The organism is Polaromonas sp. A23 (assembly GCF_002001015.1).
In the GTDB taxonomy this organism is placed as follows: domain Bacteria; phylum Pseudomonadota; class Gammaproteobacteria; order Burkholderiales; family Burkholderiaceae_C; genus Polaromonas.
The window spans coordinates 156,160-174,460 of sequence record NZ_MUNO01000018.1 but is presented as its reverse complement, the minus strand read 5'-3'; the positions used below and the strand labels follow the sequence as shown (position 1 = coordinate 174,460).

The following is an 18,301-nucleotide window of genomic DNA, read 5'->3' as shown; positions in this document are numbered from 1 at the left end:
TCCACGGGTTTGCAGCCATGCTACGCCGCGCCAGTTCTCCCTGTGAGGCGGTGGGGCAATGAGATGCCGTGACCACTGCGGCCTGCGAGAAGCCGCTTATTCCCATGCCAATGGCGCCACCAGTCAGCGGACCGCGCATCGGTATCTCAAAAGTGGTGGAACAACCCTGGTGTTTCGGACTGGCAGGCTCACGCTTTCTCAGCCGGCCGTTTCGCTAGAGTTTTTTTTGTTTAGGCCGATGCCATGGTTGCCAGTGCCGTGCGGCGAACGCGCCGCACATTGAAGGCGCTAAGTACAAGCAGGCCCTGCGCGGCAACGAGGCCCAGCCAGACACCTCGATATTGCCCGTGGTCCATCAGCGTGCCGAAAAACAGCGGCGCAAGCGCCTGGCCAATATCCAGCCCCGAGTACACGATGCCGTAGACGCGGCCGGTGGCGTTTTCGGGCGTGGACTTCTTGACCAGCAGGTCGCGCGAAGGGCCCGAGATGCCGGTGGCAAATCCCATCACGCCAAACAATGCCGGTACCGCCAGTCCCGGCACAGGCCCGAAGCCGATCAGCAGCGCTACGCCGGCGGCAACACCAAAAGCCATACCGACCACACGCTCGCAGCGCGCAGGGTCGGAGGCCAGGAAGCCGCCCAGCACCATGCCGCCCGCGCTGCACACCATGTAGACCGTCAGGCACATGGCTGCAAGTGTCATGGGTACGCCGTGCAGTTGCCGGGCAGCTTCGGGTGCAAAAGCCTGCACAACGCTGATGATCACGGCGTACAGGAAGAAGAACACAAAACACATCCAGACCGCCGGTATGCGCAGGAAGGTAAACGTGCCCTCGGTAGTCGCCTCGGAGTCCGCCTGTTTCGGCGCGACGGCCGGCAGGTCGAACTTGCTGCGGTTGAGCATCAGCACGGCCAGCACCACGAAGGCCAGCGTACCGGCACCCATCAGCGCCACTCGCCAGGAGAACATGATCGCCAGCGGCACCAGCATCGCCGGGGCCAGCGCCCAGCCCAGGCTGCCGCTGATCCCATGAAAGCTGTAGGCATGGCCCAGGCGCGGCGCGCTCACCTTGCGGTTGATCAGCGTGTAGTCCACCGGGTGGAACACACCGTTGCCGACACCGGCCAGCACGGCAAAACCGGCGAGCATCCAGTAGCTGGTGCTGATTGAATAACCGAACGCCGCAACACCCAGCAAACTCAGGCCGGCAAACAGGATGGGGCGTGGACCAAAACGGTCCACCCAGAAGCCGGACAGCGCCTGCACCGCACAGGACACGATGAAAAAAATCGTCATCAGAAAACCAAGCTGCGCGTAGCTAACCGCGAACTCCTCCTTCAGCCAGGGAAACAGCGGCGCCAGCAACAGCTGACTGAAGTGGCTGATCATGTGTGCCAGCCCGACCAGACCGATGACCCCGGCATCCTGGCGCAGGCTGACCGCATTGAAAGAAGGCGTGGAGGCGGTGCTTGTGATGCTCATGCGGCTATCGTAATATCCGGGCTGGATTCTTGAATGCGACAGAAAGACATCATTTAGCGAATTCCAGCCAAACATGCGACGCCACTCGACCCCATCCAAAAGCAGCACCGTCCTGGTCTCCGCGGACGGCATCGGTGCCTTTGTTCCGAGCCGCCAGCGGCCGGTGCGCGTGCGCACCCGCAACATGCCGGCCGACACCCACTTCGAGCCGCACCGCCATGCGTGGGCGCAACTGGCCTATTGCTCCACCGGCATCGTGCAGGTGACCGCCTCCACGCCCGAGGAAGTGACCTACATCGTGCCGCCCTCGCGCGCGGTCTGGATCGCACCGGGCGCGCTGCACACCATCAACGTGCTGGAGGCCGCCGAGTTCCGTACCCTGTACATCGACGCGAGTGCCACGCCTGCGAGCTGGGACAACTGCCGTGTGCTGGTGGTGTCGCCACTGCTGCGCGAAGTCATTCATTCGCTGGACAGCCCGCGCGAGGCCCTGAGCGTGGCGCGCGAACAGTTGCTGACTGGCCTGGTGCTTGACGAACTCACACGTGCTGACACCCAGGCATTGGGCGTGCCCATGCCGAATGCGCAAACCGGTAACAAGCGCCTGCGTGCGCTGTGCGAAGCAGTGCTGCGCGCGCCGTCGGAGCGCGCCACGCTGGCCGAATGGGCAGCCGACATTGGCGCCAGCGAACGCACCATGGCGCGGCTGTTTCGTGAAGAATTGGGCACCAGCTACCAGCAGTGGCGCCAGCAAGCCATCCTGGCGCATGCGCTGCCTCTTCTCGCACGCGGCCAGCCGGTCAGCCATGTGGCCGCTGCCAGCGGCTACGCCAGCGACAGCGCGTTTTCAGCCATGTTCAAGGCTGCCATGGGGCAGTCGCCCAGCCATTTTCAGAATAAAAATGGCCTCTAGCCCATGAAACACGGGCGCCGACAGCTATCAAAAATGGAGCACACTCGCACAATGCAAGAGGCGCAACACGCAACGTTTCGGGCTGTGGTCTGCTTCGCGCTGTCCATTCTGCTAAACGCTACAGGCCATGCACAGACGAAAACGAGCGGCCACGCCGCGCTGCTGGGTGCGCTGAACACGCTGCGCCAGCAGGGTTGCACAAAGGGCGACCGGCCGGCAAAGCCCTTGCGCGAAAACGCCGAACTCTCACGCGCGGCATCGCTCATCGCAGGTGGCCGCAAACTCGAAGACGCGCTCAAAGCCTCTGGCTACCGCGCTGTGCGCGCGGCGCAAATCACCGTACGCGGCGCGGCTGGTGCGGCCGCGCTGGCTCGCAGCACCTTGGGCAAGTCATGTGCCACAGCCCTGCATGGCGAGCTGGCAGAAGCTGGCTTCTACCAGCGCGGCACGCAAACCTGGGTGGTATTGGCTGCACCGTTTTCCCCGCCAGCCGCCGCGCAGGCTGGCGACGTGCACGCGCGTATTTTGGCGCTGGTGAACGAAGCACGTGCACAGCCCCGCCGCTGCGGCGCCGAATCGTTTGCTGCAGCGCGCCCATTGCGCTGGAGCAGCACACTGCAAGAAGCCGCCGCCGGCCACGCCGCCGACATGGCCCGCCACAGCTATTTCAGCCACACCGGCCGCGACGGCAGCAACGTGGACGACAGGGCCAGCCGCGCCGGGTATGACTGGCGAGCCATCGGTGAAAACATCGCCGCCGGCCAGATGCAGGCCGACGCAGCGGTACAAGGCTGGATCAAGAGCCCCGGGCACTGCGCCAACCTGATGGCGCCGGCCTATACCGAGATGGGCGCCGCCTTTGCGGTGAACACCAACAGCACCGCGGGAATTTATTGGGTGCAGGTGTTTGGCGCGACCAGATAAAAGAGCTTCTGGCCTCGGAGCAGGTTTCTGCCGATTTTTATAAAGAAAAACAGCCGTTAGCCCTTATCCCACCAGCGCGAGTAGCTATCAAAAAGAGAGTTACTCAGCGTCACTCTGTGTCGCGGCAGAATCATTGCGTCGCCATCCTCTGGGCGGAAAACGCACCCATGCCGCGATCACCAGCAGGCCGAACACCGAGTAGCCAACAGCAAACACCCACCACGGCGCTTCGTAATACAGCACGCGCTGCAACCAGTGTTCAATAAAACTGCCGCCGTAAACAGACACGCCCGCCTTCGCGCGAAGCCACAGCTCCAGCGTGGTCAGCGGGCAGACCATGCCTAGCCAGGTTTCAGCCACCACAAACAGGATGGCGCCCAGATGTGCCAACCTGAACCAGAGGGCATTGACCCATCGCCAGCCCCGCAGGTTGCCCGCAATCACCAGCACCAGTCCGCCCACCACAAAAGCCACGATGGCGACGTGCAGCGTGAGCACGATGTCTGCAAGCAAGGCGTAGGGCATGTCGGCACGCATCGGGTTTCCTGGCACTCAGAACGTCGAATTCATTCCCAACGCCACGAATTCGCCTTCAAGGCGCCCCGCTACCGCGCCGTCAAAGTGCAGCACCGAAGCCACGGTGATGCGCGCCTTGCCTTTGCGTTTGAACATGCGCAGGAACTGGCTCCAGGCTTGTGCATCCGGCGCTTCCGCCGTCGCGGTAAAGGTGCCGACGATGGGCTCTTCGTAAGACATGGTGTTGCGCTGGATCACCAGCCGGCTGGCCAAACCTTCGGCGCTCATGCGCGTGTGCAGCAAGGACCACGCCGCAAGAATGGCGATGGCCGAAGCGCTGCCGCCAAATACGGTGTCGCGGTGGTTGATGTTGGGCGCCAGCGGCGCGCTGAGGACCACAGCCTCCGGTGATGCCCGTACCACGCTGGCCTGCATGGCCAGCGACATCGGGATGTGCGCGTGGAGATAGGTTTCGAGTTCGCTGGGTGACATGGCCGGTGCAGATGTTGATCAGCACCAAAGAATATCAGCCCACACACGTACTCGTCTTGTGCTTCCTTATAGCCAGCGTTTGAGCAAACCCATGATCTGGTCGAAGCGCTTGCCATATGGCGGGTAAAACAAGTCACCACGCGCCCACTTTGACGACACCAGCACCGGCTTCTGCTGGGTGAAGCGCAGAAACCCGGTTTCACCGTGGTAGGCGCCCCAGCCGCTCTCGCCCACGCCGCCGAAAGGCAGGTTGTCGTGGGCGATGTGCATCAGCGTGTCGTTCACCGTGACGCCACCGCTTACTGTGCGTGCCAACACGGTATCGCGTGAGGCCGTGTCGGTACCGAACCAGTACAGGGCCAACGGCCGCGGCCGGTCATTGATATAGCGAATGGCTTCGTCCATCGACGCGTAGGGAAGCACCGGAAGAATGGGGCCGAAAATTTCCTCGTCCATCAGCTTCATGGCCGGTGTGGCGCCAAACACCAGCACCGGCGCCATCTGCCTTGCATCGCCTGCCGCGGCGCCACCGGGATTCACTACCTGCAGGCGCGCACCTTCGCCTTCTGCCTGCGCCAGCAGCGCCTGCAGGCGCTCGTGATGGCGCGGGCTGATGATGGCTGCGTAGTCGGGGTTGCCGGCGATGATTGGAAACAATTTGGCCACAGCGCGTGTGAAGGCTTCGCCAAAAGCAGCTTCGCGGCCTGCGGGCACCAGCACGTAGTCAGGCGCAATGCAAGTTTGCCCCGCGTTGAGCAGCTTGCCATGTGCGATCTTCAGCGCCGCACTGTTGAGGTCGCACGATGCGTCAACGATGCATGGCGATTTGCCGCCCAGCTCCAGCGTGGTCGGTGTCAAGTTGGCGGCAGCGGCTTCGGCCACCTTGCGGCCGGTCGCCGTCGAGCCGGTGAAGACCAGGTGGTCAAACGGCAGACTGGTAAAAGCCACGGCAAGCGCCGCATCACCCTGAACCACACAAAACTCGTCGCCTGAAAAAGCCTTGCCAATCAGTTCACCCATCAATGCCGAGGTGCGCGGTGTCAGCTCGCTCGGTTTGAGCATCACGCGGTTGCCGGCAGCCAGGGCCGTGATGGCCGGCGCCAGCGCCAGCTGCAGTGGATAGTTCCAGGGCGACACCACGCCGACCACGCCCACCGGCTGGCGCTGCAGGTAGGCGCTTGAAGGCTGCAAATACAGCGGTGTGGACACCTTCACCGGCTTGATCCACTTCGGCAAATGTTTGAGCGTATGCGACAGCAGCGTGCGCAGCACAAAGAGGTCCGCGATCTCGGTCAGTTGCGCAGAGCGCACGCCAAAATCGGCTTGCACTGCTGCAGCCAGCGCGCTTCCGTGTTCATCAAGCAAGGCACGGATGCGCAGCAACCTGTCGCGCCGCAGCGCCAGCGGCACTTCGACCTGCGCACGGCTGGCGTGGAACTGGGCATCAAACAGGGGGCGAAGGGAAGGTGTGCTGGAATTCATCCGGCAATGATAGGGGGCGATGCGCTTGTACATTAGGGGCTCAACCTCACTCTCACCCTCAGGAGATCGCGCGATGAAACGCAGACAGGTACTGGCAGGCGCAGCCGGCATGGCGGCAGCGGGATTGTTGCCCCTGCGGGCATCCGCCGCTGACCCATGGGGGGCCGACGCGGGCTACCCCACCGGCTGGGGCGGCGGGTTCGAGAAAGGCACGGCCTTTCGCGTCGGCAACTATTCGGGTGGCTTCGAGCAGATGTTCAAGCACCGTACCATCGCGGCAGCGCCGGCAGCCAGTCCGCTCACTGAGGCCCTACGGCCGGACTTCAACTACCGCTGGGGCGTGTTCAGCCGCCGTCCGCAAGAGTACCTGGACCAGTGGCCCGTGACCGGCCTGCTGATTGCCCGCAAGGGAAATATCTGGCACGAAAGTTACCGGCATCAGCGTACCGCGGCCATGCGCCTGACCAGTTGGTCCATGGCCAAGAGCGTGACGTCGCTGCTGTTGGGTATTTGCATAGACCGCAAGCTGATCGCCTCGTATGACGACGAGGCCCAGCGCTACGTGCCCGAGTTGCAGGGCACCTTGCACGGTGGCGTCACGCTGCGCCACCTGTCGAACATGTCCAGCGGTGCAGAGGTGCTGCACGACCGTGACAACCCAGTCATCTATCCCGCCGCCTTCATCGGCGCCAACACCGACGTAGCGCGAACAGTGGCGGGCTGGAACCAGCGCCGCGAAGACGCCGGCCGCACTTTCAATTACAACGAGCTGTGTCCGTTGACCATCGGTATGGTGATCCGCCGGGTCACGGGCCAGAGCCTCTCCGAATTTGCACAGGCTGCGCTGTGGCAACCCATGGGCGCGGAGGCGGCAGCCACCTGGTCGACGGATTCCCGGGGTAATGAATTCAACTGCATAGGCGTGGCGGCGCGTCTGAGAGACTGGGCGCGGCTCGGTCAACTGGTGGCCCAGCGCGGGCAGATGAACGGGCAGCAGATTGTCAGCAGCGCCTGGATAGCCGAATGCTCGCGCTGGACAGACAGCGACAGGCAGGTGAGTTACGGCTCCGCCCGGCCCCGCCCCGCTTTGCTGGCCGGTTACAAGGCCTTCATGTGGCACGCCAAGGCGGACGGATCGCAGATGGTCTTCAATGGCCACCACGGGCAGCGGGTATTTGTTGACCTGCCGACGCAGACCGTGCTGGTGCAGACCGCTGTCAATCATGAGGGCAATTGGCAGGCCGAGCTGTATGCCATGTTCAGTGCGGCCGTCAGCCTGCAAGACTGACCTTCCAGGGAAAACGGCCATCAGCCCACGGTGAGGAGCACCGGAAAGCAATGCGTTAAGGTACGGCCCCATGAGCATGATCACCTCCACCCAGAAACTAGAGGCGGCGCTGACCGAGATTGCGGCCGCCGGTGACGAAGGCCGCCGCATCTTCACACGCGTGTATGCGAATGAAGCCCGGGCGGCTGCAAAGGCCGCCGACGCGAGAGCCGCCAGTGGCAAACCGCTAGGCCCACTCGACGGTCGCATTGTTTCGATCAAGGATTTGTTCGACGTGGCCGGCGAAGCCACCACCGCCGGCTCGGCCTTGCTGCGCGATGCCGAACCTGCCGCGCGTGACGCGGTGGTGGTGAGCCGCCTGCGTGCAGCCGGTGCCGTCATCATCGGCAAAACCAACATGACCGAGTTCGCTTTCTCGGGTGTCGGCATCAATCCCCACTACGGCACGCCCGGTAACGCAAAAGATGCCATGTGCATTCCAGGCGGCTCGTCTTCGGGCGCGGGTGTGTCCGTGGCGCGCGGCATGGCCGAAATCGCCATCGGCTCGGACACTGGCGGTTCGGTGCGTATTCCCTCGGCGCTCAACGGGCTGGTGGGTTTCAAGCCGACGCAGGCCCGCGTCACGCGCGAAGGCGCTTTTCCGCTTTCGTTCACGCTCGACACCATCGGCCCGCTGTGCCGCAGTGTTGCCGATGCGGCAGCGGCCGACAGTGTGCTGGCCGCAACGGCGCATGAGCCCCTGCCACAACGCAATGTGCGCGGCCTGCGCCTGGGTGTGGCACGCGGACTGCTGTTCAGCCAGGCGGATGGCGAAGTTCTGACGGCGGTCGAACAGGCGCTGGAGCGCCTGGCCAAGGCCGGTGCCAATATCAGCAACGAAGCCCTGGATGATTTGCTCGGCGAGCCCTTCCGCCTGCAGGAGCGCGGTACCCTGGTTGCGGCCGAAGCGGCCTGGATTCACCGCCAGTGGGCCGACAGCCAGCCTGACGCTTACGACCCCATCGTGCTCGGCCGCATACGCCGTGGCCAGACGCTGGACGCGGCCAGTTATGTGGGCATTCAGCAGGCACGCGCTGCCCTGCTGCCCGCGCTTGACGCCCGCATGGCCGGCCTGGATGCCTTGCTACTGCCCACCGTGCCGATGCTGGCGCCCCGGATTGACGCCGTGCAAAACGAAGAAGTGTTTTTGCGCACCAACGCCTTGCTGCTGCGCAACCCTTCTGTCTTCAACTTCTTCGACCTGCCTGCGCTCTCGCTGCCCTTGCCGCGCGGCAACGGGCTGGCCGTGGGCTTGATGCTGGTGGGCCGCCGTGGCGCTGACAGGGATCTTCTGGCGTTGGGCGCCGCGGTTGAGCGGGAACTCGGCCAACACTGACCGGCGGTCCGAAAGGTGCCAAAAGGTACAGGCGCTGTCAGCGCATAAGCAAAAACCGCATGGAGCCTTTATCGGCCGGGCGCAAGCAGCTACTGATTTAATAGCATTTTGCCTACCCCAGGGTTAACCGTGGCTCTGCGTTTTTTTCGCGTCTGGGCTACAGTAGGCAGCCCATCAGCAACCCCTCCAGCAGAAAAGTTTTCATCAACATGCCTGATCTTTCCAATTTTCCCATCACCCAAAAATGGCCGGCCCAGCACGCTGACCGCATCCAGCTCTACTCCCTGCCCACACCCAACGGCGTGAAGGCATCCATCATGCTGGAAGAAACCGGGCTGCCCTATGAAGCGCACCTCGTGGACTTTGCGACCAACGACCAGCTGTCGCCCGCCTTTCTTTCGCTGAACCCGAACAACAAGATCCCCGCCATCCTCGACCCCAACGGCCCGGGCGGAAAACCGCTGGCACTGTTCGAATCCGGCGCCATCCTGATTTACCTCGCTGAAAAAACCGGTCAGTTCATGCCTGCGGATGCGGCGGGCCGTTATGAAACCATTCAGTGGCTGATGTTCCAGATGGGCGGCATCGGCCCGATGTTTGGCCAGCTCGGCTTCTTCCACAAGTTTGCCGGCAAGGAGTACGAAGACAAACGCCCGCGCGACCGTTACGTGGCCGAGTCCAAACGCCTGCTGGGTGTGCTGGACCAACGCCTGGCCGGCCGCAGCTGGATCATGGGCGACAGCTACACCATCGCCGACATCGCCACCTTCCCCTGGGTGCGCAACCTGATCGGGTTTTACGGAGCCGGTGACCTTGTCGGCATCAACGACTTCCCGAATGTTCAGCGCGTGCTGGAGGTTTTTGCGGCGCGTCCGGCGGTCGTCAAGGGTCTGGGTATTCCGGCGCGGCCTTAAGCAGCTGGCAAGGCGCTCGTTCAACCCTGCGCCAGCAAGTCTATGAGTCGCAGCGTGGCGGCTGAAAGGTACCCCTTCTCGCGGTAGGTCACCACAAACCGCCGCAGCATGGTCGTCTCCTTCAAAGGAACTTCCTTAAAGCCTGAACCCGAGCCTTTTGCGCCGAGATGGCGACGGGAGAAGAAGCTCAGGAGACCGGTTTCTGCGATGAGGGTCGGAAGCATCAGTAGCATCGTGCTTTCGACCTGCACATCAGGTCGCGGCAACCGGCGTCTGTCGAATGTGTGGTCGAGCCAATCTCGCAAAGGTGCGCCGGGAGGCTGTAGTGCCCACCGATACTTCGTCAGATCTCTCAGAGTCGGCTTGCCGCTAAAGATCTCGTGCTTGGCGCTCGCGGCGACGACGACGACATCTTCCGCCAGGAGCCTGGAGACCATTCCCGGTGCAGTGGGAGTCTCAGTCGCTACGACGATGTCCAGCTCTCCCTGTTCCAGCAACGAATTCAACTTGTCGACAAGCCCCACGACCGTCCGCAGCGTGATGTCAGGCCCCTCCTGCAGCAGTTGCCGCGCCGCGGCAGGCAGAAGGAACCGGGCAGCTGTCGGCACAATGCCAATTCGTACATGCCCGGCAAGGCCGCTTCCGATGGCGGCAATCTCAAGCTTCGCATCCTCCATGTCGAAGCGCATGCGCTGAGCCCACTTGAGCAGCACCTGGCCTGCCGCGGTCAGTCGAATTCCGCGCCCGGCACGCTCGAAAACAGGAAAGCCGCAGTCCTCCTCCAGCCGACGGATGCAGCTGGTCAGCGCGGGCTGCGTGCGATGCAGTTTCTCGGCTGCACGTCCGACATGCTGCAGTTCGGCAATTGTTTCGAAATAGCGCAGGTCACGAAAATCCATTGCAAAAGTCTTATTTATGAAAATGAAGAAATTATCAATTGGACCGTAGATTAACACCTGCTGATACTGGTGGTACAAAAACTAAGGAGACAAACTCAATGAACACCCGCCGCCTCTTGCTGGCGTTAATCGCCTGCACCGCCTGTACCGTCTCGTTCGGCCAGACATGGCCGTCCAAGCCCATTCGACTCGTCGTTCCCTTCCCCCCAGGCGGGGGCACCGACATCCTTGCGCGCGAGGTGACCCAGAAAATCACTGAGGCCACCAAATGGTCCTTCATCGTCGAGAACAAGCCTGGTTCTGGCGGCGCCATCGGCCTGGACAACATCGCCAAGTCGCCAGCCGACGGTTACAGCCTCGTGCTCGGGCAAACCAGCAACCTGGCCATCAACCCGAGTCTGTACAAAAAGCTGCCTTACGACCCGGTCAAGGATCTGGCGCCCATCTCAATGGTTGCGAGTTCCCCCATGGTCCTGGTCGTGGCGACGGATTCGCCATACAAGACCCTCGCGGACGTGGTGTCCGACGCCAAAGCCAGGCCCGGCACCATCAATTTCGCGACATCGGGAAATGGGACGGTCGGTCATCTGGCGACTGAGCTGTTTCAGAAAGAAGCCGGGATCAAGCTGGTGCACATCCCCTACAAGGGCGCTGCCATAGCCATCACCGACGTCATCGGCGGCCAGGTGCAAATCTACGTGTCGTCCATCCCCACCGTGATCGGGAATATCAAGAGCGGAAAGATGCGGGCGTTGGCTGTGACTTCCCTCAAGCGTGTCGACGACATTCCGCAAACGCCCACGATCGCGGAGTCAGGTTACAAAAACTTTGAAGTAGCGACGTGGTTCGGCATTCTCGGCCCGGCCAAACTACCAAAGGAAATAGTCGTCAGGTTGAATGCCGAAATCAACAAGGCGCTCAAAAATCCCGAACTGCAGAAAAAGCTGAGCGACCAGGGGGCTGACGTCGCCGGCAGCACGCCTGATCAGTTTGCAAAATTTATCGGTGGCGAAATGTCCAGGTGGGGCAAGGTCGTCAAGGAATCCGGCGCCACGATCGACTGACCCGCGAAGCAAACATCCAAGGTCAACGGATCTCCGCATGTCGCAACTAGTCTCTTCCGGGGCTGCGCCGACGGTGACGCGCCTGCCGCCGGTAGCACGTCCCGCCGCGCCGCCGGGCTTGCGGAAGTTCCTGTCGTTGCAGGATTTTGAGACAAGCGCTCGGCGCCACCTGCCGCGCCCGCTCTTTGAATACATCGCCGGCGGAGCGGAAGACTCGGCCTCGCTGCACGACAACCGCACGGCATTCTCCGAGTTCGGTTTCGTCACGCGAGTGCTGCGCAACGTTTCCGGTCGCAGCCAGGCAGTCGACCTTTTCGGGAGGCGCTACGCATCACCGTTCGGCATCGCGCCCATGGGCATCAGCGCGCTGAGCGCGTACCGCGGCGACCTTGTGCAGGCCCGCGCAGCGGCGGCCGAGGGCGTGCCGATGATCATGAGCGGCTCCTCACTCATCGCGCTGGAAGAGGTGATCGCCGCGGCCCCCGACACGTGGTTCCAGGCTTACCTGCCTGGCGAGACCGCCAGGATTGAAGCCTTGATCGATCGCGTCGACGCTGCGGGCGTCAAGACGCTCGTGCTGACGGTGGACACCGCCGTGCTCGCCAACCGCGAGAACAATATCCGCGCAGGCTTTTCCACGCCCCTGCGACCGAGCTTCCGCCTGGCGTGGGAGGGGCTGACCCACCCGCGCTGGACGATAGCGACCTTCCTGCGGACGCTCGTTACCCACGGAATGCCGCACTTCGAGAACTCGTATGCCACCCGCGGCGCCCCCATCCTCTCGTCGCGGGTGGCACGCGACTTCGGGGCGAAGGATCACCTGGATTGGGAGCACCTGGCCCTGATCCGCCGCAAGTGGAAGCGCACCCTGGTGGTCAAGGGCATCATGAACCACGAGGACGCACGAAAAGTGCGCGACATGGGCGCCGACGGCCTGATCGTGTCTAACCATGGCGGCCGCCAGCTCGATGGCACGGTCTCGCCGCTGCGCGTGCTGCCGGAAATCGTCCAGGCCGTGGGTGGCGACTTCCCAGTCATGATGGACAGCGGCATCCGGCGCGGGACGGATGTCCTGAAGGCGCTCGCACTCGGCGCAAAGTTCGTGTTTGTAGGCCGCCCCTTCAACTATGCGGCCGCTGTGGCTGGCGAAGAGGGCGTGCGCCATGCGATCCGTATCCTTGCCGACGAAATCCAGCGCGACCTGGGCCTTCTCGGCCTGATGTCGATTTCTGAAGTGACGGGCACACAGCTGCGTGATGTCCGTCGCTCTCTATTGAACCCTTTTCTCACGCCAGAAGCCTGAGCTTGCCATCCGATTCTCTCTGCCAATAACAGATATACAGATATGACCTTACCCGACATCAACCGCACGTTCGACCGGGTCCCGGCAGCGATTGTTCAACAAGCCTCCGGGTACCAGGCCGCCATCCTTGCCGATGTCGCTGGCCGTCGCGGTGCAATGCATGGGCGTATTCGCGCCTTGCGTCCCGACATGAAAGTCGTGGGAACAGCCTTCACCGTGGACGTTCGCCCCGGCGACAACCTCATGATTCATGCCGCCATGTCCTTGGCCAGACCAGGAGACGTGCTGGTGATCGATGGAAAAGGCGACCAGACCGCGGCCTTGATGGGCACCATCATGATGACCGCCTGCCAGAAGCTGGGCATCGCCGGTGTCGTGATCGACGGCGCAGTGCGGGATGCGCTGGAGATCGAGGAGATGAAGTTCCCCGTCTTCAGCGTCGGCACCAATCCGAATGGCCCGACCAAGCTGGTGTCTGGCCGCATCGGCCACCCCGTCACTGTGGGCGGCGTGACGGTCAACCCCGGCGATTTCATCCTGGGCGATGCGGACGGCGTGGTGGTGGTCGAGCGGGAAAAGATCGAGTCGCTTTTGCCGCTGGCCGCGAAGAAGGTTCAGGACGAGACCGACCGTATAGCCGCCATCAAGCGGGGCGACACAGCCGCCAAATGGCTGGACGCCGCATTGCGGGCTGCCGGCGTTCTCAAGGTCGGGGAAAGCCTGTGACTGCAGGCCAGCACAAGCCGGCCATATTGGTCACGGGTGCCGACCTGGCTCCGCAGGCGCTGGAACTGCTCAGCGAGTACGAGGTGATCTTCGCTGGCAAAGCGCCATTGCCTGCCGACATTCAGGCGCTGGCCAAGCGGCACAACCCGGTTGCCATCATCGTTCGTTATGGCGCGGTGACTGCTGAAGTCATGGACGCGGCGCCGGCGCTGAAAGTGATTTCCAAGCACGGCAGCGGCACCGACACCATCGACAAGGCAGCCGCCGCCGCACGCGGCATAGAAGTGACTGCGGCTGTCGGAGCGAATGCTGCCGCTGTGGCGGAACATGCGCTGGCTCTGTTGCTCGCCTGCGCGAAATCCGTTGTAGAGCTTGACGCACGCATGCACGCCGGCCATTGGGACAAGGCAACACACAAGAGTCTTGAGCTGGACGGTCGAACCATAGGCGTGATCGGGCTCGGCGCGATCGGGCTTCGCTTCGCCAAAATGGCAGACGCGCTGGGCATGCGCGTACTCGGATTCGATCCCTTTGCCAAAAATCTGCCGGCTTATGTCCTGCCGTCCGGGCTGGAAACCATCTGGAAACACTCAGATGCGATCTCCCTGCACTGCCCGCTCACACCGGAAAACCGCAACCTGATCAACGCCACGACTCTGGCGCAATGCAAGAAGGGGATGATTTTTGTGAACACGGCGCGCGGCGGGCTGGTGGACGAGCAAGCGCTGCTGGAGGCTGTTCGGTCAGGCCAGGTGGCCATGGCTGGTCTGGACAGTTTCGCCACCGAACCGATGGCTGTGCCGCACATCTTCCAAAAGGAGCCGGGCTTCGTTCTGAGCCCGCACATTGGCGGCGTGACCAGCGACGCCTACGTGAAAATGGGTGTCGCGGCGACTACCAACACGCTGACGGTGCTTGCCCGGCGCGTGTTGAACACGCAGGGAACCGCATCAGCCCCATCAAACTCATCACCCCCACAAGGCCTGCATGGCCTCAACGAACTCACTGGCCAGGCGCGGCCATTGGTCTAGCTGTCCGCCACTGACCACCTTCTTGCCTGCCACAAACACTTCGCTGAAACGCGCGTCGGGGCTGGAAAACACCAGCGCGTCCAGCACATGGTCGGCCGGAATACCCAGCAGCGCGGGTGAAGTGGCATCCACCACCAGAAAGTCGGCGCGCTGACCGGGATGCAGGCCGCCCAAAGGCAAGCCCGTAGCTGCGCTGCCGCCCGCCAGCGCGGCGTTGAACAGGTTGCCTGCCGAGCCTGGGCCAGCCGGCATGCGCGCCGCAATATTTCGCTGGCGCAAAGTCAGGCGTTGCGAATATTCAAGCAGGCGCAGCTCTTCCTGCCAGCTGCGCGTCACGTGACTGTCGGAGCCCACCGACCAATTGCCTCCGGCCGCTGCGTAAGCCGGCAGGTCAAATACGCCGTCACCCAGATTGGCTTCGGTGCTGGGGCAAATCACCACCGCCGCCCCGCTTTTTTTCACACCTTCCAGCTCTGCTGCGGTGGACTGGGTCGCGTGCACCAGGTTCCAGTGCGCGTTGGGCGCTGCGTGCGACAGCAGCCATTCGATGGGCCGCTCCCCATGCGCGGCCACGCAATCCTTCACCTCCTGTATCTGCTCGGCAATGTGAATATGAACCGCCATGCCTTTGGCCCTAGCCGCTGCCGCCACCTCGTGCAGCGCCGCCTCATCCACCGCGCGCAGCGAATGAAGGGCCATACCTGTGTTGATCTGATGGCCACCCTGATGCAACACCCCCTCAGCCAGACGCAGCACCGATTCGGGCGTTGAGGCAAACCGCCGCTGGTCCTCACGCAAGCCGGTGGCCCCGAAACCCGAACGCATGTACAGCGTAGGCAGCAGGGTCAGGCCCATGCCCACGCGCTGCGCTGCACGCACCAGCGCCAGAGACATGGCCAGCGGGTCCGCATAGGCCTTGCCGTCGGTGTTGTTGTGCAGGTAATGAAACTCGCAGACCTGCGTATAGCCGGCCTGCAGCAGCTCTGCGTAAAGCAGCGCCGCCACTGCTTCCAGCTGCTCGGGCGTGATGCGCAGCGCAGCGCTGTACATGCGGTCACGCCAGCTCCAGAAATCGTCGCTGCTGCCCTCCGAGCGTTCGGTCAACCCGGCGATGGCACGCTGAAAAGCATGGCTGTGCGCGTTGACCAGGCCCGGCAACACCGGCCCTTTCAGTTGCACCGCGCCATGCCGCGCTTCCTCCACCGCGTTGGGTTCAATGCTGGCCCAGGTGCCGTCCGCGGCCACCGCCAGAAGCACATCCTGGGTCCACGCACCGTCCACCCACGCCTGTGGTGCGAAATAACGTGTCGCTTCAGCAACCATACAGTTTGCGCGCAGCGTTCAGGCTGGCCATGACCATCGTCTCCAGAACCGACTGGATCTTGCGTGCCCGTGCCTTGTCGTAGGCAAAAGGCGCCGTTTCCTGCATGTACAGGCTCTGGCATTTTTCGAGCTGGATCGCGTGAACATCACTTGCCGGCTGACCGTAATGGCGCGTGATGTAGCCGCCCTTGAAGCGGCCGTTAACCACGCTGCTGACGCCACGCGCACCCGCACAGGCAGCCGCAGCCGCCTCGGTGATGGAGGCATGGGCGGCGGCACCATTGGCCGTGCCGATATTGAGGTCGGGCAGACGGCCTTCAAACAGCCAGGGAATCTCGGAGCGGATGCTGTGCGCGTCCCAGAGCAGGGCAAACCCATGCTCAGCCTTGATGCGGGCCAGTTCATCGGCCAGGGCTGTGTGATATGGCTGCCAGTAAAGCTTGCGCCGGTGCAGGCGTTCGTCAGGCGCGGGCGCTTTCCCCTCTCGGTATAGCAGGTCACCGTTGAAAAAATGCGTGGGGCACAGCTCGGTGTTGGATGCACCGGGGTACATGGGCGCATCGTCTGGCGGGCGGTTCAGGTCAATCACGTAACGCGAATACTGGGGCCTGAGCACACTGGCGCACAGGCCCGGCAAAAAGTCGTACAGCTGGTGCAAATGCCAGTCGGTGTCTTCCACGCCGAGCGCGCGCTCGACGTAATCGCCCGTCAACTCCGGCGGAATAAGGGTGCCGGTGTGCGGCATGCTGACCAGCAAAGGCACCGAACCGCGGTGCAGGACAAAACTCATGCGAGCTCACCTTTGAAAACAGTCTGGAGACGCGGATTGGCGCCGATGGCGTAACTAAGCTGGGCCGGGTGCGCAACATCCCAAAGTACAAAATCGGCACGCTGGCCTGCCGCAAGCGTGCCGCGGTCGTGCAGCCCCAGCGCCCTGGCCGCGTGCCGCGTGACACCGGCCAGAGCTTCCTCGGGCGTCAGCCGGAACAAGGTGCAGGCCATGTTGAGCATCAGCAGCAGCGAAGTGCAAGGCGAGCTGCCGGGGTTGCAATCGGTGGATATCGCCATCGGTACGCCCTCCTCGCGCAACTGGCTTATCGGGGGCAACTTTGTTTCGCGCAGAAAATAAAACGCACCCGGCAAGAGCACGGCCACGCTGCCGGCCTGCGCCATCGCCGCCACACCCGCGTCACTGAGCCACTCCAGATGGTCGCAACTGATGGCGCCATAACGCGCCGCAAGTTGTGCACCACCGCTGTCGCTGAGCTGCTCGGCATGAAGCTTCACCGGCAAACCCAATGCACATGCAGCCTCAAACACACGTTCGGTCTGCACAGTGCTGAAAGCAATGCGCTCGCAAAAAGCATCAACAGCGTCAACCAGGCCTTCGGCATGAAGCGTTGGCAGCATGCGCAACACCTCGTCGATGTAGTCGTCGCTCCGGCCGGTAAATTCAGGGGGAATTGCATGGGCACCCAGAAACGTCGTGCGCACTTCAACGGCTTGGCCCTGCCCCAGTGCACGGGCCACGCGCAGCGTCTTGCGCTCATGTTCAAGCGCCAGCCCATAACCAGACTTGATCTCCACCGTCGTCACACCTTCAGCCATCAACGCCTGCAGCCGCTTCATGCTTTGCGCGGCCAACTCCTGCTCGCTTGCCAGGCGGGTCGCCTTCACGGTCGATGCGATACCGCCACCAGCGCGCGCCACATCTTCGTAGCTTGCACCCTGGAGCCGCAGCTCGAACTCATGGGCGCGGTCACCGCCATACACAAGATGGGTATGGCAGTCGATCAAACCCGGTGTGATCAAAGCACCGCCGGCGTCATGCTCGCGTGTGCTGCGTTTTTTGACCTCGGCCGGCAGCGCGGCAAGAGGCCCCACCCAAAGGACTTTGCCATCCTCGACGGCCAGCGCTGCGTCTTCGATCAAGCCGTAAGGCGCCGGATCCGCCGGTTGCAGCGTCGCAACCCTGCAATGGCGCCAGATCTGCACCGTCATCGTGTCATTTCCATCCAGAGTGCCGTTGCCGCCTGGATCCGCACCGAAGCGCCGTCGGCGATCGCACGCCAGGCCAGCGTGTGCGGCGCCACGGTGACAAATTTCTTGTCCACCTGCACCGTCACCGGCTCGTCCCAGGCGTACACGGCAACACGTGCGCCAGGTGGCACCTCTACGTTCAGTGCCTCCCGCACACGCACCACGCGGGCGTGTCCACGCCCTTTTTTCAGCATCAAATTGAAGTCTTCGGTGGGCCCGTCGATCAGCTCGCACTTGCAGGGCTGGTTCCCGTCAAAACAAAAGGGTGCGCTTTCAGCGGTGAGTTCGTGGTCTTTTCCGTCCAGCGCCAGCCGCACACCCGCACCACCGAGCACTGCAAACCACCGCTCCACGCCCTCATAGCGCGAGAACGGCCCGTTCTTCTCGACCTCGGCCACCGAAATGCGCCAGTCCCAGTCCTGCGCCGTAGGCCAGGCCAGAAGTTCGCGGGTAATGCCACCGCCATTGCGCCATGGCGTGGGCGCGACCTCTTCGAGGGGAATGATTTGCCAGCTCATGGGGTCATC

18 protein-coding genes and 1 pseudogene are annotated in these 18,301 nt (G+C 62.9%); 10 read left to right on the top strand and 9 right to left on the bottom strand.

Annotation, left to right across the window (positions count from 1 at the left end):
- Window positions 1-122: 122 nt before the first annotated feature.
- Window positions 123-218: pseudogene (locus B0B52_RS22690) on the top strand (3-methyladenine DNA glycosylase); the annotation flags it as partial.
- A gap of 12 nt (window positions 219-230) precedes the next feature.
- Here B0B52_RS22690 and B0B52_RS09735 read toward each other — a convergent pair.
- Window positions 231-1,484, bottom strand: coding sequence for an MFS transporter (locus B0B52_RS09735; protein WP_174575484.1), 1,254 nt, complete (start codon window positions 1,482-1,484; stop codon window positions 231-233).
- 73 nt (window positions 1,485-1,557) lie between these two features.
- On the opposite strand from B0B52_RS09735, the gene B0B52_RS09730 reads away from it, so the two are divergent.
- Complete coding sequence (locus B0B52_RS09730) at window positions 1,558-2,397, top strand: helix-turn-helix domain-containing protein (RefSeq protein WP_077593429.1); 840 nt, start codon at window positions 1,558-1,560, stop codon at window positions 2,395-2,397.
- A gap of 51 nt (window positions 2,398-2,448) precedes the next feature.
- Window positions 2,449-3,321 (top strand): CAP domain-containing protein, encoded by an 873-nt coding sequence (locus B0B52_RS09725; protein WP_168173521.1) that lies wholly within the window; start codon window positions 2,449-2,451, stop codon window positions 3,319-3,321.
- A 99-nt stretch (window positions 3,322-3,420) separates the two neighbouring features.
- On the opposite strand, the gene B0B52_RS09720 is transcribed toward B0B52_RS09725, so the two are convergent.
- From B0B52_RS09720 to B0B52_RS09710, 3 genes are all read right to left on the bottom strand, one after another.
- Window positions 3,421-3,858 (bottom strand): DUF2784 domain-containing protein, encoded by a 438-nt coding sequence (locus B0B52_RS09720; RefSeq protein WP_077593427.1) that lies wholly within the window; start codon window positions 3,856-3,858, stop codon window positions 3,421-3,423.
- Between the two features lie 15 nt (window positions 3,859-3,873).
- Entirely contained in the window at window positions 3,874-4,329 is a 456-nt protein-coding gene (locus B0B52_RS09715) for a YiiD C-terminal domain-containing protein (RefSeq protein WP_077593426.1), read from the bottom strand.
- Between the two features lie 66 nt (window positions 4,330-4,395).
- The gene (locus B0B52_RS09710) at window positions 4,396-5,811 is read right to left on the bottom strand and encodes a coniferyl aldehyde dehydrogenase (protein ID WP_077593573.1); all 1,416 of its coding nucleotides are present in this window, start codon (window positions 5,809-5,811) and stop codon (window positions 4,396-4,398) included.
- A gap of 73 nt (window positions 5,812-5,884) precedes the next feature.
- On the opposite strand from B0B52_RS09710, the gene B0B52_RS09705 reads away from it, so the two are divergent.
- The 3 genes from B0B52_RS09705 (at window position 5,885) to B0B52_RS09695 (ending at window position 9,388) form a co-directional block, all read left to right on the top strand.
- On the top strand, window positions 5,885-7,099 hold the full coding sequence (locus tag B0B52_RS09705; RefSeq protein WP_168173520.1) for a serine hydrolase: 1,215 nt from the start codon (window positions 5,885-5,887) through the stop codon (window positions 7,097-7,099).
- A 70-nt stretch (window positions 7,100-7,169) separates the two neighbouring features.
- Complete coding sequence (locus B0B52_RS09700; RefSeq protein WP_254425676.1) at window positions 7,170-8,474, top strand: amidase; 1,305 nt, start codon at window positions 7,170-7,172, stop codon at window positions 8,472-8,474.
- A 209-nt stretch (window positions 8,475-8,683) separates the two neighbouring features.
- Complete coding sequence (locus B0B52_RS09695) at window positions 8,684-9,388, top strand: glutathione S-transferase N-terminal domain-containing protein (RefSeq protein WP_077593424.1); 705 nt, start codon at window positions 8,684-8,686, stop codon at window positions 9,386-9,388.
- Window positions 9,389-9,408: 20 nt separating this feature from the next.
- Here the strand turns inward: B0B52_RS09695 and B0B52_RS09690 are convergent, their stop codons facing one another.
- Entirely contained in the window at window positions 9,409-10,287 is an 879-nt protein-coding gene (locus tag B0B52_RS09690) for a LysR substrate-binding domain-containing protein (RefSeq protein ID WP_077593571.1), read from the bottom strand.
- Between the two features lie 98 nt (window positions 10,288-10,385).
- Between B0B52_RS09690 and B0B52_RS09685 the strand changes: the two genes are divergently transcribed.
- From B0B52_RS09685 to B0B52_RS09670, 4 genes are read left to right on the top strand one after another with little or no spacing between them, the layout of a single operon-like run.
- Window positions 10,386-11,351 carry a tripartite tricarboxylate transporter substrate binding protein gene (locus B0B52_RS09685; RefSeq protein ID WP_077593423.1) on the top strand — a complete coding sequence of 322 codons (966 nt, stop codon included), beginning with the start codon at window positions 10,386-10,388 and terminating at the stop codon, window positions 11,349-11,351.
- A 37-nt stretch (window positions 11,352-11,388) separates the two neighbouring features.
- A complete protein-coding gene (locus B0B52_RS09680) occupies window positions 11,389-12,654 on the top strand; it encodes an alpha-hydroxy acid oxidase (RefSeq protein ID WP_077593422.1) in 1,266 nt (421 codons plus the stop codon).
- 42 nt (window positions 12,655-12,696) lie between these two features.
- A complete protein-coding gene (locus tag B0B52_RS09675; protein ID WP_077593421.1) occupies window positions 12,697-13,380 on the top strand; it encodes an RraA family protein in 684 nt (227 codons plus the stop codon).
- A complete protein-coding gene (locus B0B52_RS09670) occupies window positions 13,377-14,411 on the top strand; it encodes an NAD(P)-dependent oxidoreductase (protein WP_254425675.1) in 1,035 nt (344 codons plus the stop codon). Before B0B52_RS09675 ends, B0B52_RS09670 begins: the two co-directional genes overlap by 4 nt.
- Here the strand turns inward: B0B52_RS09670 and B0B52_RS09665 are convergent.
- Genes B0B52_RS09665 through B0B52_RS09650 form a run of 4 tightly spaced genes read right to left on the bottom strand, consistent with a single transcriptional unit; the run spans window position 14,349 to window position 18,292 of the window.
- Window positions 14,349-15,734 carry a formimidoylglutamate deiminase gene (locus tag B0B52_RS09665; protein ID WP_077593419.1) on the bottom strand — a complete coding sequence of 462 codons (1,386 nt, stop codon included), beginning with the start codon at window positions 15,732-15,734 and terminating at the stop codon, window positions 14,349-14,351. The genes B0B52_RS09670 and B0B52_RS09665 overlap by 63 nt on opposite strands.
- Window positions 15,724-16,524 (bottom strand): N-formylglutamate deformylase, encoded by an 801-nt coding sequence (gene hutG / locus B0B52_RS09660; RefSeq protein ID WP_077593418.1) that lies wholly within the window; start codon window positions 16,522-16,524, stop codon window positions 15,724-15,726. Before hutG ends, B0B52_RS09665 begins: the two co-directional genes overlap by 11 nt.
- The gene (hutI, locus tag B0B52_RS09655) at window positions 16,521-17,735 is read right to left on the bottom strand and encodes an imidazolonepropionase (RefSeq protein WP_077593417.1); all 1,215 of its coding nucleotides are present in this window, start codon (window positions 17,733-17,735) and stop codon (window positions 16,521-16,523) included. The genes hutG and hutI overlap by 4 nt, the downstream gene beginning before the upstream one ends.
- Window positions 17,732-18,292 carry a HutD family protein gene (locus B0B52_RS09650; protein WP_077593416.1) on the bottom strand — a complete coding sequence of 187 codons (561 nt, stop codon included), beginning with the start codon at window positions 18,290-18,292 and terminating at the stop codon, window positions 17,732-17,734. Before B0B52_RS09650 ends, hutI begins: the two co-directional genes overlap by 4 nt.
- Window positions 18,293-18,301: the final 9 nt, after the last annotated feature.